The sequence below is a fragment of the Paenibacillus sp. FSL R5-0623 genome (genome assembly GCF_037974265.1).
Lineage (GTDB): Bacteria > Bacillota > Bacilli > Paenibacillales > Paenibacillaceae > Paenibacillus.
Genome location: NZ_CP150233.1, coordinates 4,348,981 through 4,371,141, shown reverse-complemented (window position 1 = coordinate 4,371,141; position 22,161 = coordinate 4,348,981). Strand labels below are relative to the sequence as shown.

At 46.0% G+C, this 22,161-nt stretch carries 26 protein-coding genes; all 26 read left to right on the top strand.

The window, feature by feature from the left end; all coding sequences use genetic code 11:
* Positions 1-147 precede the first annotated feature (147 nt).
* A complete protein-coding gene (locus MKY92_RS19115; protein ID WP_339297311.1) occupies positions 148-801 on the top strand; it encodes a flagellar brake domain-containing protein in 654 nt (217 codons plus the stop codon).
* 62 nt (positions 802-863) lie between these two features.
* Positions 864-1,088, top strand: a complete 225-nt coding sequence (locus MKY92_RS19110; protein ID WP_339297310.1) for a hypothetical protein — start codon at positions 864-866, stop codon at positions 1,086-1,088.
* A 103-nt stretch (positions 1,089-1,191) separates the two neighbouring features.
* Entirely contained in the window at positions 1,192-1,896 is a 705-nt protein-coding gene (cmk, locus tag MKY92_RS19105) for a (d)CMP kinase (RefSeq protein ID WP_076209905.1), read from the top strand.
* Entirely contained in the window at positions 1,893-2,480 is a 588-nt protein-coding gene (locus MKY92_RS19100; RefSeq protein WP_339297309.1) for a lysophospholipid acyltransferase family protein, read from the top strand. Before cmk ends, MKY92_RS19100 begins: the two co-directional genes overlap by 4 nt.
* Before the next feature lie 142 nt (positions 2,481-2,622).
* Complete coding sequence (gene rpsA / locus MKY92_RS19095; protein WP_036607712.1) at positions 2,623-3,837, top strand: 30S ribosomal protein S1; 1,215 nt, start codon at positions 2,623-2,625, stop codon at positions 3,835-3,837.
* A gap of 185 nt (positions 3,838-4,022) precedes the next feature.
* Complete coding sequence (der, locus tag MKY92_RS19090) at positions 4,023-5,345, top strand: ribosome biogenesis GTPase Der (protein WP_076209907.1); 1,323 nt, start codon at positions 4,023-4,025, stop codon at positions 5,343-5,345.
* Positions 5,346-5,356: 11 nt separating this feature from the next.
* The gene (plsY, locus tag MKY92_RS19085) at positions 5,357-5,980 is read left to right on the top strand and encodes a glycerol-3-phosphate 1-O-acyltransferase PlsY (protein WP_076209908.1); all 624 of its coding nucleotides are present in this window, start codon (positions 5,357-5,359) and stop codon (positions 5,978-5,980) included.
* Positions 5,973-7,013 (top strand): NAD(P)H-dependent glycerol-3-phosphate dehydrogenase, encoded by a 1,041-nt coding sequence (locus tag MKY92_RS19080; protein ID WP_339297308.1) that lies wholly within the window; start codon positions 5,973-5,975, stop codon positions 7,011-7,013. The genes plsY and MKY92_RS19080 overlap by 8 nt, the downstream gene beginning before the upstream one ends.
* A gap of 103 nt (positions 7,014-7,116) precedes the next feature.
* Positions 7,117-7,392, top strand: a complete 276-nt coding sequence (locus tag MKY92_RS19075; protein WP_017687687.1) for a stage VI sporulation protein F — start codon at positions 7,117-7,119, stop codon at positions 7,390-7,392.
* 173 nt (positions 7,393-7,565) lie between these two features.
* Positions 7,566-7,745, top strand: coding sequence for a DUF2768 family protein (locus MKY92_RS19070; protein WP_017687688.1), 180 nt, complete (start codon positions 7,566-7,568; stop codon positions 7,743-7,745).
* Between the two features lie 82 nt (positions 7,746-7,827).
* Positions 7,828-8,445 (top strand): hypothetical protein, encoded by a 618-nt coding sequence (locus MKY92_RS19065; RefSeq protein WP_339297307.1) that lies wholly within the window; start codon positions 7,828-7,830, stop codon positions 8,443-8,445.
* Positions 8,446-8,462: 17 nt separating this feature from the next.
* Positions 8,463-8,813, top strand: a complete 351-nt coding sequence (locus tag MKY92_RS19060; RefSeq protein ID WP_017687690.1) for a 2Fe-2S iron-sulfur cluster-binding protein — start codon at positions 8,463-8,465, stop codon at positions 8,811-8,813.
* Between the two features lie 46 nt (positions 8,814-8,859).
* Positions 8,860-9,639 carry a hypothetical protein gene (locus MKY92_RS19055; protein ID WP_339297306.1) on the top strand — a complete coding sequence of 260 codons (780 nt, stop codon included), beginning with the start codon at positions 8,860-8,862 and terminating at the stop codon, positions 9,637-9,639.
* A gap of 453 nt (positions 9,640-10,092) precedes the next feature.
* A complete protein-coding gene (spoIVA, locus tag MKY92_RS19050; RefSeq protein WP_339297305.1) occupies positions 10,093-11,571 on the top strand; it encodes a stage IV sporulation protein A in 1,479 nt (492 codons plus the stop codon).
* 217 nt (positions 11,572-11,788) lie between these two features.
* Positions 11,789-12,886, top strand: a complete 1,098-nt coding sequence (locus MKY92_RS19045) for a sugar ABC transporter substrate-binding protein (protein ID WP_036672016.1) — start codon at positions 11,789-11,791, stop codon at positions 12,884-12,886.
* A 114-nt stretch (positions 12,887-13,000) separates the two neighbouring features.
* On the top strand, positions 13,001-14,518 hold the full coding sequence (locus tag MKY92_RS19040; RefSeq protein ID WP_339297304.1) for a sugar ABC transporter ATP-binding protein: 1,518 nt from the start codon (positions 13,001-13,003) through the stop codon (positions 14,516-14,518).
* Complete coding sequence (locus MKY92_RS19035) at positions 14,515-15,501, top strand: ABC transporter permease (RefSeq protein ID WP_017687695.1); 987 nt, start codon at positions 14,515-14,517, stop codon at positions 15,499-15,501. Before MKY92_RS19040 ends, MKY92_RS19035 begins: the two co-directional genes overlap by 4 nt.
* A 217-nt stretch (positions 15,502-15,718) precedes the next feature.
* Positions 15,719-15,991, top strand: coding sequence for an HU family DNA-binding protein (locus tag MKY92_RS19030; RefSeq protein WP_024630670.1), 273 nt, complete (start codon positions 15,719-15,721; stop codon positions 15,989-15,991).
* 169 nt (positions 15,992-16,160) lie between these two features.
* A complete protein-coding gene (gene mtrB / locus MKY92_RS19025; RefSeq protein WP_017687697.1) occupies positions 16,161-16,382 on the top strand; it encodes a trp RNA-binding attenuation protein MtrB in 222 nt (73 codons plus the stop codon).
* A gap of 121 nt (positions 16,383-16,503) precedes the next feature.
* Complete coding sequence (locus tag MKY92_RS19020) at positions 16,504-17,055, top strand: hypothetical protein (protein ID WP_076209915.1); 552 nt, start codon at positions 16,504-16,506, stop codon at positions 17,053-17,055.
* A 101-nt stretch (positions 17,056-17,156) separates the two neighbouring features.
* Complete coding sequence (locus MKY92_RS19015; protein WP_339297303.1) at positions 17,157-18,020, top strand: heptaprenyl diphosphate synthase component 1; 864 nt, start codon at positions 17,157-17,159, stop codon at positions 18,018-18,020.
* A 15-nt stretch (positions 18,021-18,035) separates the two neighbouring features.
* A complete protein-coding gene (locus tag MKY92_RS19010; protein ID WP_036607690.1) occupies positions 18,036-18,764 on the top strand; it encodes a demethylmenaquinone methyltransferase in 729 nt (242 codons plus the stop codon).
* Entirely contained in the window at positions 18,757-19,623 is an 867-nt protein-coding gene (locus MKY92_RS19005) for a UbiA-like polyprenyltransferase (RefSeq protein WP_221820314.1), read from the top strand. The genes MKY92_RS19010 and MKY92_RS19005 overlap by 8 nt, the downstream gene beginning before the upstream one ends.
* Positions 19,624-20,244, top strand: a complete 621-nt coding sequence (locus MKY92_RS19000) for a flavin prenyltransferase UbiX (RefSeq protein ID WP_339297302.1) — start codon at positions 19,624-19,626, stop codon at positions 20,242-20,244.
* Positions 20,245-20,587: 343 nt separating this feature from the next.
* On the top strand, positions 20,588-21,562 hold the full coding sequence (locus MKY92_RS18995) for a polyprenyl synthetase family protein (protein WP_017687703.1): 975 nt from the start codon (positions 20,588-20,590) through the stop codon (positions 21,560-21,562).
* A gap of 154 nt (positions 21,563-21,716) precedes the next feature.
* Positions 21,717-22,160, top strand: a complete 444-nt coding sequence (ndk, locus tag MKY92_RS18990) for a nucleoside-diphosphate kinase (RefSeq protein WP_017687704.1) — start codon at positions 21,717-21,719, stop codon at positions 22,158-22,160.
* The last annotated feature ends 1 nt before the right edge of the window (position 22,161 follow it).

Sequence of the window (22,161 nt, the reverse complement as noted above, 5' to 3'; positions counted from 1 at the left end):
AAGATGGATAATCTGAATTTTAAGCTGAGCGAATAACTGCGGCAGACCACGATGTGGTCTGTTTTTTTCTTGTTCAATGTGAGAAAGGTCATGGTATAATAGTCCTCGTACATACGAAGATAAATACATAAAGTGGCGGTGAACAACTTGTTTCCGAAAATAAATGAGATTTTATACATCCAGATTGCTTCTGCAGATGAAAAAGAGGAACACAAAGAATACAAATCACGTATTGCAGATATGGATGACAGCAGTTTTCTGATTGAGGTCCCGATACAACAAGGAAGCAGCCGTCTGAAAAGGCTCTTTTTCGGAGAGGAATTGTCCATTTCATATATTACGGAGGATGGGGTCCGGCATTATTTTAATACCTATGTCACGGGATTTGAGGAAGATGTGGTCCGTCTTGTTCGTATCCGCAAACCGCTTTCGAGTGATATATCCAAAATACAACGGCGCAGCTTTCTTCGTGTTCATGCAAACCTCGAATTGGCGATCCAGAGTGAAGACCTGACTCGTGCCGTCGGATTGACTGAAGATATTGGTGGCGGTGGATTGTCCATCTATGGCGAAACAGGGTTTTTAATAGCTGAAGGTCAAAAACTGAAATGCTGGTTGCTGGTTCCCTACCGGAATTCAACCATTGAACATGTGAATTTTGAAGCTGAAGTTGTGCGGATCAAAACCCTGGAAACCGGCAGACAGCTATGCATGCTGAAATTTGTGCAGATTTCAGATTCGGAGCGCCAGAAAATTATTAAGTTTTGTTTTGAACGGCAACTTGACTATCGCACGAAATAGGAATGTTGTGGCATAAAGAGAGGGAACTGCGGGTACCGTAATGGAAAAACGGAGGTATTGCCTTGAATCATCGTCATGCAACCCGCAGATATGAAAGACTCTATTATGTTTTCTCCAGGCGAATGGAACGAAAGGTTGCTATTCTGATTACAGCCCTTCTAATCCTGCTTGTGGTATATCAATTGCTGCTGTTGGTACCAGGCTTCAAAAAGAATTTGACCACCATTGACCGCCTGGAAGGAACGCCAATTGAAGTGCAAATGATGAATGATTACAAACGTCGTTGATTTGTCTGTTTTTGCATCCATGTGTAGAGTGTGGTATAATTTTCACGATGCAGGCAATGCCTGTTTTTTTATTGAGGTTTATCGTTTGAGGAGGAATGCCCCGTTGGCAAGCCAGAACACATCAGAGAACGGGAAAATGAACGTTGCAATTGACGGACCTGCTGGTGCCGGGAAAAGCACGGTGGCCCGATTGGTTGCAGAGGCGCTCGCGTATGTATACGTCGATACAGGCGCAATGTACCGTGCGGTAACCTTGCACATGCTTCGGAAAGATATTGCGCCGGAAGAAGTTGCACAGGTACTTCAGGAAGCCCAAAAGCTGGTCATTGATTTACAACCGGATCCCGACGGACAGAAAGTGTTCTGTAATGGGGAAGAAGTAACCTCGGAAATCCGCTCCCGTGAAGTGACGGGAATCGTGTCCCGATATGCGCAAATCGAGGGGCTGCGTACGCAATTAGTGGATACTCAGCGGCAAATGGCTTTGCGCAAGGGCGTCGTCATGGATGGACGCGATATCGGAACGACAGTACTGCCCGATGCGGAAGTGAAAATCTTCATGACTGCCAGTGTCGAAGAGCGTGCGCTTCGCCGCTTCAAAGAACTGGACCCCTCTGAAGGACTGACGTTGCAACAGCTGGAGCGAGACATTGCCACCCGTGACAGATTGGATGAGAATCGGGAAATTTCCCCATTGCGTTGTGCTGAGGATGCTATCGTCCTTGATACAACAGAGATGAACATTCATGAAGTGGTTGACAAAATCGTATCTTATTGCACAATGGTCAGAGGAGAGATCGGTCTATGATTTACACATTTTGCAGCACATTACTGCGGATCATTTATACCATTCTTTTCCGCTTGGAGGCCGTTGGACGGGAGAATATTCCGAAAGAAGGCGGCGTACTTTTATGTTCCAATCATATTAGTAACTTCGATCCTCCAACCGTTGGTATCAAAATTCGCCGTCAGGTGCGTTTCATGGCCAAAAGCGAATTGTTTGACATTCCGGTACTCGGCCGAATTATTAAAGCCGTGGGCGCTTTCCCCGTTAAACGTGGAGGTGTCAGCAAGGAATCCATCAAAACCTCACTCAATATTTTGCGTGATGGTCAAGTGCTTGGAATCTTCCCCTCGGGAAGCCGCCACAATGATGGAGGTATCGGCAAAAAAGGGGCAGCAAGTTTTGCTCTCCGCAGTGGTGCTACAGTTATTCCTACTGCTATTATCGGTGACTACAAAGTTTTTCGTAAGATGAAAGTTGTATATGGAGCACCAGTAAGTTTGGACGAGTTCAAGGAAGACCCATCTGGAGAAGCTCTGGAGAAGGCGACTGAAAAGATTATGTCCAAGATTAACGAAATGGTGCAAACGGGCGTGCCAAGCAAGTAATGGCTTCGTCGGTAGCTGAGTGCATGTTTCCATATTTTTGAGGGAGACTAAAGCTTGAGCACTCAGTGATGAAAGTGTTTTGAACTCTGCTACAGGCAGGTTTGAATATAATGGGGTTTTTGAATTGAGGAGGGTATTTGACATGTCGGAAGAAATGAAAAATCAAGAAGCAACCCAAGATGAGTTGGATCAATTCGTTTCCTTGAAAAAAGGAGATACCGTAAAAGGAACCATCGTCAAATTGGAAGATAACCAAGCCTATGTGAGCATTGGATATAAATATGACGGTGTCATTCCAATTCGTGAACTGTCTTCATTACATGTTGACAGTGCGTCTGACGCAGTAGAAGTTGGACAAGAAGTTGAAGCTAAAGTTCTTAGCATCGACGACGAGAAAGAAAAACTCGTTCTGTCCAAACGTGCAATCGACAGCGAAAACGCATGGGATCAATTGCAAAAGCATTTTGAAGACCAAGACGTATTCGAAGTTGTTGTAGGTGATGTTGTTAAAGGCGGTCTGGTAGCAGACGTGGGCGTACGTGGATTTATCCCGGCTTCCATGGTTGAACGTCATTTCGTTGAAGACTTCAGTGACTACAAAGGACGCACACTGCGTGTTAAAGTGAAAGAGATCGACCGTGAGAACAACAAAGTGATCCTTTCCCAAAAAGACGTACTGGAGCAAGAATTCGAAGCAAACAAAGCTACAGTAATGGCTGGTTTGCAAGAAGGTCAAGTGATCGAAGGTACAGTACAACGTTTGACTCAATTCGGTGCATTCGTTGATGTGGGCGGAGTTGACGGTTTGGTTCACGTATCCGAGCTGGCTTGGACACACGTTGAAAAACCATCCGACGTACTGTCTGAAGGTGATAAAGTTAGTGTGAAAGTGCTGAAAGTTGACCCTGAAAAAGGCAAAATCAGCCTGAGCATGAAAGCTGTTCAACCAGGTCCTTGGGAAACAGCAAGCGAAAAATTCAATTCCAGCGATATCGTAACAGGTGTTGTAAAACGTCTGGTAGACTTCGGTGCATTTGTTGAAATCGCTCCTGGTGTTGAGGGACTTGTGCATATCTCGCAAATCTCCCACAAACACATCGGCACTCCTCATGAAGTGCTGAAAGAAGGACAAGAAGTTCAAGTTAAAATCTTGGACATGAACCCTTCTGAGCAACGTGTAAGCTTGAGCATCAAAGAAACAGAAGAAGCTCCAGCTCAACCACAAAAATCAGAAAGACCTTCAAGAAACAACGCTCCGCGTGAAGAAATCAACAATCCAAACGTTTCCTTGAACAATCAAGGTATGAGCACTACGCTTGGCGAACTGTTTGGAGACAAACTCAGCAAATTCAAATAAGTTAACAATGCATGGTTCTAAGTTATATACTGCATATTTTGCTGAATAACAAAAGCAAGATCGGCGAGCCCCAGGCGGGTTCGCCGATTGTTTTTATTGCGAGTAATTTGGCATGAAACGTTAGCCAAGACATATCTTTTTTGCTATGATGAGTATCGTAAGTATGGACAGGAGGAGTGGAATGTATGGCAAGACCCGTTGTGGCAATTGTCGGACGACCGAACGTGGGTAAATCCACCATTTTCAATCGGATCATCGGCGACAGACTGGCCATTGTGGAAGACAAGCCGGGCATTACCCGTGACCGCATATATGGAATCGGTGAATGGAACGGTAAACCCTTTAGTATCATTGATACAGGTGGTATCGAAATTGATGGTGAAGATGTAATCTTAAAATCGATTCGGATGCAAGCAGAGCTCGCTATTGAAGAAGCGGATGTTATTGTATTCATGTGTGATGCAAAAGCAGGTATTACGCAATCGGATGAAGAGGTAGCAGAGATGCTCTACCGCTCAGGCAAGCCTATTGTTGTAGCCGTTAACAAAGTGGATAATATCGGACGAAGTGAGCTCATTTATGAGTTTTATGGATTTGGTTTCGGTGATCCCATCGGCGTATCCGGAAGTCACGGTACAGGTGTAGGTGATTTGCTTGATGCAATTGTGGAGAAGCTGCCAGAACTTGAGGAAGAGACTTACGATGAAGATGTCATTCGTGTAGCTCTGATCGGACGTCCTAATGTGGGTAAATCTTCACTGGTGAACGCTATTCTGGGTGAAGAACGTGTCATTGTAAGTGACGTGGCTGGAACGACCCGGGATGCAATTGATACACCTTTTGAAAAAGACGGCCAACGTTACGTGCTGATTGATACAGCAGGTATGCGTAAGCGTGGGAAAGTATATGAAACAACTGAGAAATACAGTGTAATGCGGGCTATGCGTGCGATTGAGCGTGCAGATGTTGTTCTGATTGTCATTAATGGTGAAGAAGGCATTATTGAACAGGACAAGCATATTGCAGGATATGCATTCGAAGCGGGTAAAGCGTCATTGTTTGTTGTGAACAAATGGGACGTGGTAGAGAAGCATGACAAAACGATGAAAGAGTTTGAGAGAAAAATTCGGGATCACTTCCTGTTTATGACTTATGCTCCGGTCGTATTCTTGTCAGCCCTCACAAAACAACGCTTACAAAAACTGTTGCCGGTTGTGCAACGTGTAGCAGAGCAACACTCGTTACGTGTGCAGACACATCTGCTTAACGATGTGGTGTCTGATGCGGTTGCGATTAATCCTCCGCCAACAGATAAAGGACGGAGAATGAGAATTAACTATGTGACTCAGGTTGCAGTTAAACCGCCGACCATGGTTATTTTTGTGAACGACCCTGAGTTGATGCACTTCTCATATGAGCGCTATCTGGAGAATAAAATCCGTGCAGCGTTTGATTTCGAAGGAACACCAATTCGCATATTTACTCGGAAGAAGTCCGACGAAAGTTAGGGGAGAAGTGTGTGATTTTACAAATCGCAGCGATTGTACTGAGTTATCTGCTCGGTTCGATCAGCTTTAGTGTCCTCCTTGCCAAAGCGATACGGGGGATCGATATTCGTCAGCATGGAAGCGGAAACGCGGGAGCTACCAATACATTGCGTATTTTGGGTAAAGGACCGGCAATTGCTGTTCTGTTACTTGATGTACTTAAGGGTGTTGCAGCTGTATGGATAGGAATCTGGCTGAGTGACGGTTCTGCCTGGATTCCTGCACTCAGTGGTATAGCAGCCATTGCAGGACATAACTGGCCGCTTTACTTCCATTTTCGTGGAGGAAAAGGCATTGCCACAGCCATTGGTGTTCTGGTGAGTCTTGCTTTCCTACCTGCGTTATGTGCTGGGGTGATCGCCATTCTGTCTATTGTATTGACACGCTATGTTTCATTGGGGTCTCTGATTTTTGTAGCATTTACACCCATCTTTATCTTGGTATTACCCGGATATTCAATGAATATCTTCTGGGGGAGTCTGATTATTTGTCTGTTTGCGTTCTGGAGACATCGTACCAATATTGCGAAGCTCGCCAAAGGACAGGAAAATAAATTGGGATCGAAAAACCCTGGAGGGGGTAAACGAGTTGTCTAAAAAAGTTGCTGTTCTGGTCGCTGGAAGCTGGGGAACGGCTCTGGCCAGTGTACTCGCTGCCAATCAGTTGGATGTGATGATGTGGACACGTGGTGAAGACCAGGCTAACGAAATCAATAACAAGCACACCAATACACGCTATCTTCCGGATGCGGAGCTTTCACCACGGATTCAAGCAACAACTGATATGGAAGCTGCGGTGGAAGGCGCTATAGCTGTGTTAATTGTTGCGCCTTCATCAGCCATGCGTGCAGTTACGAACCAGCTTAAGGCTTATTACAAGCCTGAGATGTTAGTCATTCATGCAACCAAAGGTTTCGAGACAGAAAGCCTCAAACGGATGTCCACAGTCATTTCAGAAGAGCTTGAATGTGAAGAAGGACGTGTTGTTGTTCTTTCTGGCCCAAGCCATGCGGAAGAAGTGGTGAAGCGTTGTCCAACGACAGTGGTTGTAGCTTCACTGGATAAGTCATCTGCCGAGTCTGCCCAAGCTTTGTTTATGAATGCCTATTTCCGGGTTTACACGAATCGGGACATGATTGGTGTTGAGCTTGCAGGCGCATTCAAAAATATCATTGCTCTTGGTGCAGGCATGTCCGATGGTCTTCAATTTGGTGATAATGCCAAAGCCGCTTTGCTAACACGCGGTCTGGCAGAGATCACACGTATTGGTGTTGCGATGGGAGCAAATCCGCTAACGTTTTCGGGACTTGCTGGAATCGGGGATCTGGTTGTAACGGCTACAAGTCAGCACAGCCGGAACTGGAGAGCAGGTTCCATGTTGGGCCAGGGACAAAAGCTGGATGATGTTCTGAAGTCCATGGGCATGGTGGTAGAAGGCATTCGAACTACGCAAGCTGCCTATTTCATCTCACAAAAATACGGTGTACAAATGCCAATTGCGGATCAGTTATATCACGTTTTATTCCAGGAGAGACAGCCGCGTGATGCGGTTGAAGCCTTGATGGGACGTGACCCGAAGACTGAAATGGAAGTCATGAAGATTGAAACCTGGGAGCAGTGGCATTCCTGATTGTAATCAGCCTAAACGTACCTTGTGAAATAATAAGCTTATTCACCTTTTCTGTAGCAGACTCATACTATACACATGAGTATTGCCGGAGGAGGGGAGACGAATGGGTAACAACATTTCCAAAGATGCACTGAATGCAATCAACAAGAAAACGGGTAAAACGATAACTGAAGGTGCCGTTAAGAAATTGGCAAGCACGGTGAAACCAACGACGATTCAGAATGAAGCTCAGTTGCGCCAGTTGATCAAACAAGTATCCGCCATGGCGAAAGTTCCGGTATCTGAGGATACGGTTAAGGATATTGTGAGTGCGGTCAAGAAAAGCGGATTGAATCCGAGCAGTATGGAATCGTTAATGAAAATGATGATGAAAAAATAATAGATCACACCTGCATGTACAGGTAATCCAGTAAGACAAAAAGACGAGTCGGCTTCTGCCGGCTTGCTTTTTTGTCTTTTTTTTGGAAAGTTGAGCTGAATTTCATGTTATAATGGTTGCAATTGTCACAGTGTCAGTGATGAATATCGGACTGAAGGGGAGACTGCTGGATTATGAGCGCAATGGACAAGATGTGGCTGTCATTGGTGGCCATCCTCATTATGGGATTATCTGTATTCCTGATTACGTTTGCTCGTGCCAAAACAAAAGGTATTGTACGGGGGATTCTTTCTCTGATTGCATTTTTGATTATGCTGATTGGCTTTTTCGGTGGAATCGCTTCTCTGACCTGATTTCCCATGCCTGAAAGATACATCCGCATAAACACATCATAAGAACTGACACAATGAACACGGATGAGGGGAGTGTGAGCCTATGGGGCCGCATGATACGGAGGGTCGGACAGAGCGTTATCCGGAATTACACGCGGCTTTGCTGGAAACGGCCAAAGCCTGGAACACACAGCCGCAGACATGGTTACTTGGAGGAAGTTGTGGGTTGCTGCTTCAAGGGGTGGAGTTGCAACAGGCTCCGAGAGATATTGATATCTATGCGGATGTTGCTGCTGCTAAGGAACTTCACCGTAGCGCTCCAGGGGAAATGCTTGACGAGCCTACAGTGGACAAGACGGGACCGTATGCTTCTCTGCTGAGCCACTATCAGGTGGGTGAATGTGCGCTGGAACTGGTTGGTGGTTTCGAAATATGGGCTCGCAAAAGTTGGTACCGCGTCGAGATTGAACATGTACTTGCTCCGCATGCACCAGTAGCACAAGTGGGTTCATATCCCCTGCGACTGATGCCGCTTGCGCATGAGCTGTTGTTTAATCTGCTGCGAGGTCGTGAAGATCGTTATGTCCCCATTGCTAAACAGATGCGTGAGCAGCCAGATGCACATCAACCTATAATGATGCTTTTAAGTCAACAGAATGTATGGACAAATCGCTTCAGAGCCGAAGTGGAAGAGCTTGTTGGCTTTACATGGCCCCAGTAGGTTGAGGGAGGAAAATGATGGACTATAAAGTTACTTTTTTACCTATGAACAAATCGATAGCGCTCAAACCAGGGGTGACACTTTTGCATGCAGCACGACGTGCTGGAGTCAAGATTACGACCCGATGTGATGGCAAAGCGGCTTGCCTGATGTGCAAAGTGAACGTAGATGAAGAACACCGGGCGGAACTGTATCCACCAACAGATGCAGAAAAGCGCAAGCTGGGTTCACTGTTGGAAGCAGGTACACGACTGTCCTGTCAGGCCAAGGTGTGCGGATCTCTATCGGTTCATGTTCCAGAGGACCCGCTGAAGGCAGCCATTCGGAAACAACTGGAACGTCAGCAACAGGAAGATGACTGGTTCTGAGCGTTATGAAATGGATTCTCTAATGAGTTATTCAAGGAGGACACGAATGATTAGGAATAAGCCAAAATGTGTGGAAGGAAGCGGACGGCAGCGTCTGAGACATCAGACGGGCGGTCTGCTGTTACTCCTGTTGTTTGCTTTTACAGCAAGTGGTTGTATGTATCCATCCCAGAGTAATTCAGACCCTAAGATAGCCTATCGGGAAAGCGTGAGCCGTATCCAGAGTGCGGTCGAGTCATTCCAGCAAGATGAGGGGATTTTGCCAATCATCAATGCAGATATGGAAACGCCAAAATATGAAAAGTTCAGAGTGGATCTGCCCAAGTTGAAACAACTGGGGTATCTGGATGAAATACCGGGGACTGCTTTTGAAAGTGGTGGGAGCGCTTACTTCCTTATTCAGGATGAAGAAGTGAATCCAACCGTTAAAGTGATGGATCTTCTGACCGTTCAGAAAGTGAATGATGTGCAACGAATGGTTAATCAATATAAGTCCGTACATAACAATAAGCTACCAAGTGGGGAAGAACTGTATCCGGGTTTATATGCAGTGAATATGGAGCAGGCTTCACACGCGGGTACACCTTCCATAACGTTGAATAGTGTTTATTCCGGTCAGGCGTTACCTTTTATGATGGATGACGAAGGCAAGGTCTATGTGGATTATGCTTTTGACATTATGCAGGCGATGGAGAAGTCTGACATGTCTCCAGTGGAGAGTGATGATGTTAGGGATTTTCTGTTGGAACACTCTTACTTTGTACCCGTTAAATCTGTTCCCTACGCATGGCAAAATAATGCGCCGGTTGCACAGCCAATAAAATAAGCATGATTGCAATTTATATGATTTAGCTGTATGACCACCATGCCTCTAATGGTTCAAAAAGAGATATTCCAAATAAGGGATATCTCTTTTTCTTTTGTAAGTATGAGCAATAACCGTCATAAAAGCTTCACGGATCACATAAAGTAGATTGAAATAAAGACGCGCAGTCCGAGATCGGGGGATTCTCCTAATGTCATCACCTTAAGATAAAAAAACAAAAATACGCGTCATATTGCCGCATACGGATACATAAGATGATACTAGTCCAATTGCATGTACGAGTTAACGCCGCTCTCGCCGGTTTCATCAGAATGCAACGTTCGGCGGCGGACGACTTCCGGGCACTCACAAAGGCGGCTCTACCGTTGCAGGGATTTCAGTCTTCTGATTGAAAAAACGAAGCGGATGCTCTTTAGCATTTTTCCTTCGGAGTAATTTAGGGAGGGGATTTCATTGGAGAAAGTGGACATTTTTAAGGACATAGCTGAGCGGACCGGAGGGGATATTTATCTCGGGGTTGTCGGCGCAGTCCGGACGGGAAAATCAACATTTATTAAACGATTCATGGAAACGATCGTATTGCCTAACATCGCAAGCGAGGCTGATCGTGCCCGTGCAGTGGATGAACTTCCACAAAGTGCTGCAGGCAAAACCATCATGACAACCGAGCCGAAATTTGTACCGAATAACGCAGTCCAGATCAAGGTGGCAGAAGGACTCGATGTCAATGTGCGACTTGTGGATTGTGTAGGTTACGCGGTGGAAGGAGCCAAGGGATACGAGGATGAGAATGGTCCACGCATGATCTCCACGCCTTGGTTCGAGGAACCAATTCCGTTCCAAGAAGCTGCCGAGATTGGTACTCGCAAAGTCATTCAGGAGCATTCTACACTGGGTGTTGTGGTAACAACAGACGGCACAATCGCCGAAATTGCCCGCAGTTCCTATGTGGAATCTGAAGAACGGGTCATTGAGGAATTAAAAGAAGTGGGTAAACCGTTTGTCCTGGTCATCAACTCCACTCGTCCTCGCAGTGAAGAAGCCCTGCAATTGCGTAGTGAGCTTGCTGCCAAATACGATATTCCGGTGATGACACTCAGTGCAGCGACCATGACGGAAGATGATGTAACGGGTGTACTTCGTGAAGTGCTCTATGAGTTCCCTGTACATGAAGTGAATGTAAACTTGCCGAGCTGGGTTATGGTGCTCAACGAGACTCACTGGCTGCGTAGCAACTACGAAAATTCCGTACGGGATACCGTCAAGGATATTCGCAGACTTCGTGACGTGGATCGGGTTGTCGCACAGTTCATGGAATATGAATTCATTGATCGCGCAGGCCTAAGTGGCATGAATATGGGGCAGGGTGTAGCCGAAATTGACCTGTACGCGCCGGATGAACTGTATGATCAGATTCTCGTGGAAGTGGTTGGCATCGAGATTCGCGGTAAGGATCATCTGCTGCAATTGATGCAGGAATTCTCGCATGCGAAGAGAGAATATGACCGCTTTGCAGAAGCGCTGGAGATGGTCAAAACGACCGGATACGGCATTGCTGCTCCATCTCTCGCCGAGATGGCTCTGGATGAACCTGAGCTCATTCGTCAGGGCACCAAATTTGGCGTACGCCTGAAAGCAACGGCACCGTCCATTCACATGATCCGGGTTGATGTGGAATCGGAGTTCGCTCCAATCATCGGCACAGAGAAGCAGAGTGAGGAACTGGTGAGATACCTGATGCAGGACTTCGAGAACGATCCGATCAAGGTATGGGATTCAGACATGTTCGGTCGTTCACTGCACTCCATTGTGCGAGAAGGGATTCAGGGCAAGATTGCCATGATGCCGGATAATGCAAGATACAAATTGCAAGAGACACTGGGAAGAATCATTAACGAAGGTTCGGGCGGCTTGATCGCCATCATTCTGTAAGACATCAAAAGACCGTAAGGGGGCATCCCCTCGCGGTCTTTTTTACGTGATTTCTTTATTTTGGATGAAATGGATAGGAAGAATAGTACTTTTGAAAAAACTTAGCGAGGTTTAGCTTTAAATTGCTAAAACCCATTTACATACTAGGGATTAGCCGTTATATTAATATTCAACTATTGTGATCGAGATCACAGAGAGTGGACAGGGGGATACAGAGATGAAAAGAAAAGAGACAAAATGGGTATGGTTGAGTGTGTTATTAGTATTTACATTGGCGCTGTCCGCTTGTGGAATCAAAAAAGAACCGGCAGCAACTCCGGCTTCGGGTGCATCAGATGATACACCAAAAACGGAAGCAGTTACAGGCCCTCTAAGCGGCAAGCGGATCGCACTTATTATGGAGTTTAATACAGGTACTTTCTCGCAGCAATATGTACAAGGTGTAAAAGAAGAAATTGAAAAATTCGGTGGAGAACTGACAACGTTTGTTGCCGATAATGACAAAGCAAAAATGGTATCCTTGCTCGATAGCGCTATTAACCAAAAATTCGATGCCATTCTCACGGATCACGGGGATTCCCTATTAGAGCCAGGCGTGAAGAAGGCAGTAGAACAGAATATTCCAGTGGTCGTGTTTGACGCAGCTATTAGTGTTCCGGGAGCTACAGTCTTATCGCAGGATGACCAGAAGATGGCTGAACTGACGCTGGAGCAAATGAAAAAAGATATCAATGGACAAGGCAATATTGTTAAAGTATGGGTAGCTGGTTTCGCACCGATGGAACGCCGTCAAATTGCATACGGTGAATTCATGAAAGCAAATCCGGACATCAAGGAAATAGCTACATTCGGTTCTGCACAGAACCCGGCGCTGGATACTCAAGCCAAAATGGAAGCTATTCTCAAGCAGTATCCAAAAGGTGAGATTACAGCTGTATGGACTGCATGGGATGAGTTCGCCAAAGGTGCAGCGCGTGCGATTCAACAAGCTGGACGTGATGAGATCAAAGTGTATGGTATTGATATGAGTGACGAGGATCTGCAAATGATTCAGGACCCGAAAAATCCTTGGGTAGCTTCTGCGGCTGTTGATCCAACGGATATTGGTCGCGTCCAGGTACGTTATGCTTATCAAAAACTGAACGGGGACGAGACAGAAGATGCAGTTGTTCTTAACCCTGTATATGTTCAACGTGAAGCTCTGCCAGATAAACAAATCTCCACTTCGGAGCTGTCAGAGTTCGTTGAAGGTTGGGGTGGCAGCACACAAGGAATCAAGGACTGGATGAGCGAATACGGAATTACTGCTAAATAAGCAGCGTATGGGAAGCGCGCCGCAAGGCGCGCTTTTTCAAACATAAATGAAGATATGTGTGGTCTGGATGAATAAAGGGATGCTCCCGGAAGGGAACGATTGGAGGTTAACATCATGAGCACTGCACCGATTCTGCTGCAAATGGAACATATCCACAAGCAGTTTTCAGGTATTCCTGCACTGAAGGATGTGGATTTCTCTGTAAAAGGTGGGGAGATTCATGCGCTGCTGGGTGCCAATGGTGCCGGTAAAAGCACGTTAATGAAAATTTTGTCCGGTGCCTATCCATTGGATCAGGGTACGATTCAGTTGAGTGGACAAGCGCTACATTTAAGTTCTCCTGGAGACGCAAAGGCAAGTGGGATTCACTGTGTCTATCAGGAAGTGGATGCGGCACTGGTGCCACAGCTGACGGCTGCGGAGAACATTATGTTGGATCAGTTGGCTTCATCTGCCGGGGGTTGGTGGAAAAGTCCACGAAAACTGCAACAGCGTGCGGTTGAGGCGTTGAAGCAATTAGGAGCAGATATATCCGTTCACCAAAAAGTGGCCGATCTGACACTTGCAGAAAAACAGATGATACTGTTGGCACGGATTTTGATTCAGGATGCAAAAGTCATCATTTTTGATGAACCGACCGCACCGCTGAGCCAGGAAGAGACGGATGCATTTTTCCGGATTGTACATCTGCTGAAGGAACGGGGCGTAGCCTGCATTTTCATTACCCATCGTCTTGCGGAAGTGACAGGTCACTGTGATCGCGTTACGGTTATGAGAGATGGGCAACATGTATTTACCGGTGAAGCAAAGGGTCTGACGATCAACGATTTGGTTACACAGATGCTGGGCAAACCATTCGAAGAAGAATTTCCAAAGACGGAAGCGCCCGTAGGGGAGCTGCTGTTGGAGGCACGTGGGCTTCGGCGTGGAGTGAAGGTCAAAGGTGTTGACCTGTCTGTACGCCGAGGTGAAGTCCTCGCTGTAGTGGGTCTGGTAGGCGCGGGTAAAACGGAAAGCTCTCGTTTGCTGATTGGTGCAGATCGGCTGGAAGGAGGCGAGATCCGGCTTAACAACCGTAATCTACGCCTGTCTCAGCCTGCGGATGCGGCGGCTCTGGGGATTGTTTCTGTACCGGAGGAGCGACGTAAACAAGGAATCCTGATTCAGGAGAACGTGGAACGGAATTTAAGTCTGCCTTTGCTAAGCCGTCTTAGTACATTAGGTTTTGTAAGCCGCAAGCGGGAACGACTGAATGCAGAGTCATTGGTGAAACAGCTTGGAATTAAAACATCGTCCGTGAAACAGGAAGTGAAATATCTAAGTGGTGGTAATCAGCAGAAGGTAGCCATTGGTAAATGGCTTAATGCGGATGCGGATGTATTTATATTTGATGAGCCAACCAAAGGTGTAGATATAGGGGCAAAAAGTGACATTTTCCGCATCATCAATGAACTGGCTTTAGCGGGCAAGGGTGTCATCTATTTCACCTGTGAACTGGATGAAGGCATGGGAATTGGCGACCGAATCGCTGTCATGTGCGAGGGTGTTATCGTAAAAGAGTTCAAACGAGGCGAGACTAACCAAGAACAGCTGCTATACTATGCAAGCGGTGGACAAGAGGTGCAATCATGAAGGATAAATCACTGGATTTTGCGTTCCGTTACGGGGCGATTATTGTCATCATAGGTGTTATCGCATTTTTCGGCATTAAATTGCCTTATTTCTTTACGTACAGTAACTTGACCGATATTTTGGGCTCGATCTCGATCGTTACGTTTGTAGCGATCGGTGTTACGTTATCTCTCATTGTTGATGGATTTGATCTCTCGGTTGGGGCGACTGTCTCATTAACTACAGTCGTTACGGCTTCATTAATGATCTGGTATCAGCAACCGCTCGCAATCGTCATTATCGTGCCATTGATTATCGGGGCTGTTATTGGTTTACTGAACGCTTTGCTGATCGTAAAATTGCGTATTCCGGATTTGCTCGCAACCCTAGCCACGATGTACATCATCGGAGGCATTCACAAAACGTATGCACAAGGATATACCATTTACAATCACATGCAGTTCCCTGATGGAAGCAAAGCTGCGGGAGAGATGGACCCGACATTCCTGCTAATAGGGCAGGGTAAATGGCTTGGTATGCCGATATCGGTTATCATGCTACTTATTGCGGTAATAGGTGTGCATATCTTTTTGACGTATACGAAATATGGTCGCCAGATGTACATTACAGGTGGTAATGAGGAAGCTGCACGTTTGTCTGGAATCAAGGTGAAAAAGGTGCGTACACTCGCCTATGTAGCCGCTGGAGTGTTTGCAGCAATCGGAGGTATTATCTATGCTTCCAAAGTAGGATCTGGGCAAATTGATGCGGGATCACCGTTGTTAATGGAATCCGTAGCTGCAGTGTTTGTCGGTTTCTCTGTGTTTGGCGCGGGTAAACCAAATGTCATCGGAACCTTCATTGGTTCGGTTCTGATTGGTGTACTTGTGAATGGTTTAACGATGATGAACGTACAGTATTTCACACATGATATTGTAAAAGGTGGGGTTCTCGTGCTTGCCCTGGCGGTTACATTTTACGTCTTAAACCGCAACCGGACTTGAAATTGTGGGCTGTCTGTATTAGTATGAAATTTGTTCGGCGTCTGAAATGCCCGTGGTTATAGACGACATTCTGCCGAAAATGACTGTTGACCGCAGGCGGAGATTTGTGTTCAGCGCTCAAGATGTACGTAGATTTTTTGCGTATGAACGTATATTTCGCTATAAAACGGAAACACAGTATAACATTCAGGACATTGATACAGGAGGTGAAAAACAAATGAACAAATCAGACTTGATTACACACGTATCTGAAGCAACTGAATTGTCCAAGAAAGATGTAACGAAAGCGGTTGATGCCGTATTCGAAGCAATCTCTGAGGCTCTTCAAAGCGGAGATAAAGTACAATTGGTTGGTTTTGGGAACTTCGAAGTTCGCGAGCGCTCTGCACGTAAAGGACGCAACCCGCAAACAGGTGAAGAAATCGAAATTCCTGCGAGCAAAATTCCTGCATTCAAACCAGGTAAAGCGCTCAAAGACGGAATTAAATAAGATTTCTACATATTCCATATGTCGACAAAAAGACCGTGACTTGTTCACGGCCTTTTCTTTTGCCCTTTAACGATGATTCTTGCGGTTCATTCGTATAAGGCGCAGGTTGACAAATGAAACAATCTTTATCATCATTAACGCTATCGAACGAAAGAAGGGGACATGCGTGATGGATCATCCAACCGGCAATGATTATATTGTAATTAAGGCAGAGGAAAATGGTGTCCAGGTGATCGGATTAACCCGAGGTCAGGATACACGTTTTCACCACACCGAGAAATTGGACAAGGGTGAAGTGATGTTTGCCCAATTTACCACCCATACTTCAGCTATTAAAATCCGGGGCAAAGCCACGCTGATTACCAAGCATGGACAGATTGAATCGGAGTAATGTACAGATTGAATATATTCAAATGAAGATTGCAGGCATAGCCTGCTTTTTTTCATTGTACAATGAGGTATGAGCCTTTACCGGACAGACTACACTAACAGGTAAAGGCAGGGAGGCGTACATGAAACCGCGGATGATTGTTACTGCTTCAATGCTGGCAACGGTTGCGGCGGTCTTTCTGCTTGTTGCCATACAAACCTTACATATGCGTACATGGGGCGGGGACAACGTACAGCCTGCCTCTGCATCACATCATCCAGTTCAGCTAACGAATGACAATCTGGTTGATGTGCTAAGTTCCATGCAACTATCAACGCCCATTGCAAGAGTGGAATGGAAACAGTCTATTTTGACGCTGGACCTCAAAGTTAAAGGAACGGGTACAAGTTACACTGAAATCTATGAAAACATGGCAGCTGTGGCGGATCTGGGCTTTCGGAGCCTGGATAACGTGGATCAGGTGCTGCTGCGTGTGATGGCAGAAGATGAATGGATGCATAAACGACATCTGTTACTTGCTGCTGATATTCGGCGTGGAGAGTGGCCTCTGTATGCGATTGAAACATTACGGAACTGGAAAAGTGCGGCCTTTTCAGATGAATTGAAGGACTGGTTTCATTTGATGGAGACCGAACTCTGGAAGAAGCAATTCGAAATGACAAGTCAGGGGTAATAGAATAGCAGGATTCAGTGCGTGCCCGTTCAACATATGCTATAATATATAAGATTGTAGTGCAGAAATGGATTAACAATGTTAAGGCTCGGAGGCTGAGAATGAATTCATATCGCGTACCCCAACTAGCAAAGAAATATACGGATTACGACATGATTCGACAACATACGGAAATCCCATCATTTCCGGATAGCCGGGCACGTCTGTTGCAGGTATTTGTGGGCCGCACAGACGAAAAGGTGCATCAAGAGTTATATGCTCTTGCAACTTCGCTCGTTCAGTTGGCCATGGATACGCATGATCGAATCGATACCATTTCCGGTGAGCGGAGAGAGCAGGAGATGCGTTCACGCCAGTTGAATGTACTCGCCGGGGATTATTTAAGTAGCCGTTTTTACCAATTGCTTGCCCAAGCGGGCAGAATTGAAATGATTGGCAAACTCAGTGGTGCTGTATCCGGAGTGAACGCACGCAAGATGACGCTGTATGAACGGATGAAGAAGCTTCTCGTTTCGGCTGATGAATACTTGCGTGAAACGGTACAGCTGAGGATGCAGCTGTTTCTTTCATTTACAGGCATGATTCAACATAACGAAGAGTCATTATGGAACAGCCTGTTGACCGAATTCAGCTTCTGCGAAACGATCGTGGAAGAACTGAAGCGGATGAATGACGCAAAACAATATCTTCATAGCTATGCATACTGGCACATTTACGAGCATGGTAATGACGATGAGCGCAATGTGTTGCGTCAGTCTGAACCGGATGCACGTGCATGGAACGCTATGGTGCTGAAGCATAGGGTTGGCGAGGTTTTGCTGGACAAGCTTCGCGAGTGTACACACCGCATTCAACTGTTGTTGCAAGACGAGGAAGGGCGGATGGGTTTGCATGAGATACATGCAATTCTAGAGCCTTACCTGGCATATTTGCAGCCTTCACATGCGGCAGTAAGGGAAGATTGAGGGGGAGACAGACGAATGGGGAGCGGAGAGACCAAACCGAAAGAAGAATATGTCCATTCGGTTTTTCAGAGTATAGCCGGAAAATATGATGTCATGAATGATATTCTAAGTTTCCGCAGGCATAAGGCTTGGCGTAAATTCACCATGAAAAAGATGAATATGTCCAAAGGCGATACCGGTCTTGATTTGTGCTGCGGCACATGTGACTGGACGCTTGCTATGGCAGAGGCAAGTGAAACGGGGCACATGCACGGACTTGATTTCAGTAGCAACATGCTGGAGGTTGGCCAAACAAAGATCAATGCGGTGCAACGTCAAAAGCAGATTACCCTGACACAGGGAAATGCTATGTCCCTTCCTTTTGAAGACAATTCATTTGATTATGTGACGATCGGGTTTGGGCTGCGTAATGTCCCTGATCTCAGACAAGTGTTGTCTGAGATGAAACGTGTGGTCAAACCGGGCGGTATGGTTGTGTGTCTGGAATTGTCCAAGCCAACATGGCAGCCGTTCAAAGGCATTTATTATTTTTATTTTGAGAAGGTTTTACCGAATCTTGCCAAAGTGTTTGCTAAAAGTTTTGAGCAGTACAAATGGTTGCCGGACTCACTGGCCATTTTTCCGGGAAGGCAGGAACTGGCAGACATTTTTGCAGAAACTGGATTACAACAAGTGCAGGCCTACCCTCTGACCGGAGGTATAGCGGCACTGCATATTGGAACCAAGGAGAATCAGCATGTTTAGGAAAATTCGCATCTTTTTAGAAATGATCAAGATTGAACACACGCTTTTTGCTTTACCTTTTGCATTTATGGGGGCCATTCTCGGCTCTATGGTAGTGAATGATACCTTCCCAAGCTGGATGCAGATCATGTGGGTATTGCTTGCGATGGTCGGCGCACGTAGTGCGGCTTTTGGTTTGAACCGAATTATTGACCAAGCGATTGATGGCAAAAACCCGCGTACCGCGATGAGAGCCATCCCGGCAGGACTGTTGAAAAATGGGGAAGTTGTTATATTTGTCATTATCTCATTTATATTGTTATTCTGGGCCTCATCCAATCTTAATGTATTATCGATGCAGCTGTTGCCTATTGCTGTGTTTATGTTAGTACTGTATTCGTATACCAAACGATTCACATGGTTATGCCACGTTGTCCTCGGAATGACGATTGGTTTGGCACCACTTGGTGGCTGGGTAGCTGTAACAGGAACGATGGATTGGACAGCGATTGTGCTGTACGTTACGATTGTGTTCTGGACAGCGGGTTTTGATATTATCTATGCATGTCAGGATCTGGATTTCGATCAGGGTGAGGGTCTTCACTCCATACCTTCGCGTTTTGGCTTGGTTAAATCCTTGCAGATCGCCAAGTTCTTCCATGTGATTACTGCAATTGGTTTTCTTGCGTTATTGTTGATGACAGATCTGAGCTGGTGGTATGGCGCAGGCATGTTGGTGACGTATGGAATTCTGTTCTACCAACACTATATTGTATCGCCTAATGATATGAGCCGTGTTCAAACGGCGTTTTTTACCATGAACAGTTTGCTTAGTTTAATTGTATTTACGTTCACTCTGATTGATCTGGCGGTGAAATAAATGGTGCAGCAGTCGGACAATAAACGACTGGTTGTCGGAATTACCGGAGCGAGTGGCAGCATATATGGCATTCGATTAATTGAAACACTGCTTGATTTGGAATATAACGTTCATCTGGTCATATCCAATGCAGGGTGGCGTGTACTGAAAGAAGAATTGGACTGGGATGTGACGAATCGGGACGCGGTGCTGGAAGAAAAATTCGGCAACCGTGCCGGTTCTCTGATCTATCATCCTGTGAGTGATATAGGGGCCTCCATTGCAAGTGGTTCTTATCTGGCCGACGGCATGATTATCATGCCATGTTCTATGGGAACTCTTTCGTCCATCGCGCAAGGATCATCGGATAATCTGATGTCTCGCGCAGCCGATGTTATGATGAAAGAGGGAAGAACATTGATCCTCGTACCACGTGAGACACCTCTTCATGCAATCCATCTGGAGAACATGCTGAAGCTTTCTCGGCTTGGTGTACGAATGATACCGGCTATGCCTGCTTTTTATTACAAACCTCAGACTATGGATGAGTTGATTCTGTTTTTGGTGGGGAAAGTGCTGGATAGCTTGCGCATTCCACATCAACTGTTTACAAGATGGGGAGAACCGGATGAACGGGGATAACGACTGAGTTCGATACAAGGCTGTTTTTTGCCAAAGTGTTGCTCGGTTTATTTGTCCCCCGAATCCCGGGGTATTGGTGAGTGCTGATGGTGAGTCTTCATGAACCACAGTCTTGACCCATGCTCCGGCAACTTCTGTATTTTGTTTCAGAACAAGTTGCAGAGTTTAATTTCCGGGTGTCGGCTATGACATTCGGAGAAGAAAAATACGTTAGATTACCTTATAGCAAAACACAAGCAAGAACGGTAAGCCGGGTTTTTCGTAATGCCTGCAGGCCCGACTTGCTGGAGGGGAAGGTAAGCATGAATTTATGGACTGACAATACGCTGATACGGGTGAACGAATGAAACTATTGGATATTTTCGGATTGTTAAAAAAGGACATGGATTACATTGAGAAAGAGTTGTATCGCAGTGTTCGAGGAGAACAGAAGCTGCTGAGTGAAACGTCACTTCATTTGCTCAAAGCAGGAGGAAAACGGTTACGGCCCGTTTTTGTGTTACTTGGCGGGAAATTTGGTACATACGACATTGAACGTCTGAAGCTGGTTGCGGTTCCGCTGGAGCTGATTCATTCGGCATCCCTCGTTCACGATGATGTTATTGATAATGCGGAGACACGCCGAGGCAAACCCACGGTGAAGTCAAAATGGGATAATCGGATTGCCATGTACACTGGAGACTATATCTACGGTAAGGCACTTGAAATGACTGCAGGCTTATCCGATCCAGCTATTCATCGTATCCTTGCCAAAGCCATGGTACAGATGTCCATTGGTGAGATGGAGCAAATTCGCGACTTTTTCAATACGGGACAAAGTGTTCGTAACTATCTGCTGCGGATTCGCCGCAAAACAGCACTTTTGATTGCGGTTAGCTGTCAGTTAGGGGCATTGGCTACACGTGCGCCTGAACATGTATCTTCCCTGCTGTATACGTACGGATACAATGTGGGGATGGCTTTCCAGATTCAAGATGATGTACTTGATCTGGTGGGTACCGAGAAACAACTTGGCAAGCCACCAGGCAGTGACATGAAGCAAGGGAATATCACTCTTCCTGTACTTTATGCCTTGGAAGAATCCGATCTGCGGGAACCTTTGCTTAAGGAGATTTCCCGTGTCCAGCATGAAGAAGGACGGGCAAGTGCATCGGATGCAATTGGAATGATTCGCCAAAGTCAAGGAATTGCTAAAGCAGAAGCCCTTGCTGACCGATATATGAAGAAAGCGCTCGATGCTCTCGATCAGCTACCTAACATCAAGACGACCAAAAACCTGCGTGATATCGCTCATTTTGTGGTTAAACGTACGCATTAAATGTTGTATGACCTTCAACTCTCAGATCGCTCATACCCAAAGATGAACAGACTTGTGATATTCCTCATTGGGAGGATTTGGACATGTATGTTACAATCAGAGGGATTGCGTTTACATAGTGATTAACTTTGAACCGTGAGTGAGGAGTGAGCTGATGGATCGTACATTTTTGATGGTGAAGCCGGATGGTGTGCAGCGTGGATTGATCGGTCGAATTATTAGCCGTCTGGAAGACAAAGGATTTAAGTTGGTGGCAGGCAAATTGGTGCAGATGTCTGAGGATCAGGCAAAACGCCATTATGCTGAACATGAGGGCAAACCATTTTTCGATGATTTGGTTCGTTTTATCACATCTGGGCCTGTATTTGCCATGGTGTGGGAAGGCGACGATATTGTGGCGCTTGCGCGCATCGTCATCGGAAAAACCAATGTGAAGGAAGCAGCTCCGGGTACCATTCGCGGAGACTTCGCCAGCCACACACCACATAATCTGATTCATGGGGCAGATTCACCAGAAAGTGCTTCCCGTGAAGCAGCAAATTTCTTTGCTTCAGATGAACTGGTGGTATACGACAAGAGCATCGCAGCCTGGTTGTAAT

Excerpts from the sequence above, each read along its gene's own strand:
- MKY92_RS19100 (WP_339297309.1), top strand. The coding sequence starts at position 1,893 with ATGATTTACACATTTTGCAGCACATTACTGCGGATCATTTATACCATT.
- rpsA (WP_036607712.1), top strand. The coding sequence starts at position 2,623 with ATGTCGGAAGAAATGAAAAATCAAGAAGCAACCCAAGATGAGTTGGAT.
- der (WP_076209907.1), top strand. The coding sequence starts at position 4,023 with ATGGCAAGACCCGTTGTGGCAATTGTCGGACGACCGAACGTGGGTAAA.
- MKY92_RS19075 (WP_017687687.1), top strand. The coding sequence starts at position 7,117 with ATGGGTAACAACATTTCCAAAGATGCACTGAATGCAATCAACAAGAAA.
- MKY92_RS19070 (WP_017687688.1), top strand. The coding sequence starts at position 7,566 with ATGAGCGCAATGGACAAGATGTGGCTGTCATTGGTGGCCATCCTCATT.
- MKY92_RS19065 (WP_339297307.1), top strand. The coding sequence starts at position 7,828 with ATGGGGCCGCATGATACGGAGGGTCGGACAGAGCGTTATCCGGAATTA.
- MKY92_RS19060 (WP_017687690.1), top strand. The coding sequence starts at position 8,463 with ATGGACTATAAAGTTACTTTTTTACCTATGAACAAATCGATAGCGCTC.
- MKY92_RS19055 (WP_339297306.1), top strand. The coding sequence starts at position 8,860 with ATGATTAGGAATAAGCCAAAATGTGTGGAAGGAAGCGGACGGCAGCGT.
- MKY92_RS19045 (WP_036672016.1), top strand. The coding sequence starts at position 11,789 with ATGAAAAGAAAAGAGACAAAATGGGTATGGTTGAGTGTGTTATTAGTA.
- MKY92_RS19040 (WP_339297304.1), top strand. The coding sequence starts at position 13,001 with ATGAGCACTGCACCGATTCTGCTGCAAATGGAACATATCCACAAGCAG.
- MKY92_RS19035 (WP_017687695.1), top strand. The coding sequence starts at position 14,515 with ATGAAGGATAAATCACTGGATTTTGCGTTCCGTTACGGGGCGATTATT.
- MKY92_RS19030 (WP_024630670.1), top strand. The coding sequence starts at position 15,719 with ATGAACAAATCAGACTTGATTACACACGTATCTGAAGCAACTGAATTG.
- mtrB (WP_017687697.1), top strand. The coding sequence starts at position 16,161 with ATGGATCATCCAACCGGCAATGATTATATTGTAATTAAGGCAGAGGAA.
- MKY92_RS19020 (WP_076209915.1), top strand. The coding sequence starts at position 16,504 with ATGAAACCGCGGATGATTGTTACTGCTTCAATGCTGGCAACGGTTGCG.
- MKY92_RS19015 (WP_339297303.1), top strand. The coding sequence starts at position 17,157 with ATGAATTCATATCGCGTACCCCAACTAGCAAAGAAATATACGGATTAC.
- MKY92_RS19010 (WP_036607690.1), top strand. The coding sequence starts at position 18,036 with ATGGGGAGCGGAGAGACCAAACCGAAAGAAGAATATGTCCATTCGGTT.
- MKY92_RS19005 (WP_221820314.1), top strand. The coding sequence starts at position 18,757 with ATGTTTAGGAAAATTCGCATCTTTTTAGAAATGATCAAGATTGAACAC.
- MKY92_RS19000 (WP_339297302.1), top strand. The coding sequence starts at position 19,624 with ATGGTGCAGCAGTCGGACAATAAACGACTGGTTGTCGGAATTACCGGA.
- MKY92_RS18995 (WP_017687703.1), top strand. The coding sequence starts at position 20,588 with ATGAAACTATTGGATATTTTCGGATTGTTAAAAAAGGACATGGATTAC.
- ndk (WP_017687704.1), top strand. The coding sequence starts at position 21,717 with ATGGATCGTACATTTTTGATGGTGAAGCCGGATGGTGTGCAGCGTGGA.